At 60.0% G+C, this 994-nt stretch carries 1 protein-coding gene; it reads right to left on the minus strand.

Annotated elements, in window-relative coordinates; genetic code table 11:
• Nucleotides 1-595, minus strand: a 595-nt coding sequence (locus RR842_RS14550; RefSeq protein WP_332730289.1) for an ABC transporter ATP-binding protein, incomplete at its 3' end; no start/stop codon positions are given.
• Nucleotides 596-994: the final 399 nt, after the last annotated feature.

Here is a 994-nt window from a genome sequence, read left to right on the forward strand (position 1 = left end):
CCAGCAGTGTTTTGCCCTTGTCGCGCAGTGCGCGAAACTCGTCCCAGATGCGTATGCGGTGCTCCGGATCGAGTCCCACGGTGGGTTCGTCTAGTACGAGCACGTCCGGGTTGTGTATGAGTGCCACGGCCAGCGAAAGCCTGCGCTTCATGCCTCCGGAGAAGTGGGCGATTAGCTTCTTCCGGTCGGATTCGAGGCGGGCGAATGTCAGCATGGCATCGGTACGGCGGGCCAGCTCTTCGCCGCGCAGGCCGTAGAGCGTACCGAAGAAACGCAGGTTGTCCTGCGCGGTGACGTCGTCGTAGAGGGCATCGTCCTGTGGCATGAAACCGATGCGCTTGCGCGCGGTAGGGAAGGGCGCCTTCTCTCCCAGCACTCGGACTTCGCCCGAGTCGGGAACGGTAATGCCCATGATAAGGTTTACGAGCGTGGTCTTTCCGCAACCCGAAGGCCCAAGTAGGCACAGAATGGCTCCGCGTTCGATGCGTAGGTCTATGCCGTCGAGCACGGTGGCTCGGTGATCCCCCAGGGGCGTTTTCTTCCCGAACACTTTCACGACGCTTGTCACTTCGATGGGGCAGGGTGAGGATGCCATGGCACACTCCTTCTCCTCGCTGCCGTGATGGCACACGTTTGCTTAGTGTTAGAATAATCCAACAGCATGTTGGAAAAAACAAACAAAACTAGCAGAACTGTTGTGTTTCGTCCCGCTTTGGCAAATGCACTCTCCCTAGGGTGCGCTTCACCGGACGAAGCGGTGCCGGGTGAACCACTGTCGGGTGCGAGCTGCGCTCAGTGTGCCGTCGGTGGCTGAAGGTCTCGCCGCTTGCAGCCCATCGCGGCAGGCGAGAGCAATGGCAAGGAGGCAGGTATGGCCCGTCCTCGGAAAAACGAGGAATCTCCGGTTGAAGAGCGGCTTGAAAAGGCATTTTGGAGTCTTGTAGAGACGCTTCCCCTTGAGCGCATCACGGTGGGCGCCCTTGCGGAGCGTGCC

Origin of the sequence: Gordonibacter sp. (assembly GCF_036667095.1) — a bacterium.
Lineage (GTDB): Bacteria > Actinomycetota > Coriobacteriia > Coriobacteriales > Eggerthellaceae > Gordonibacter.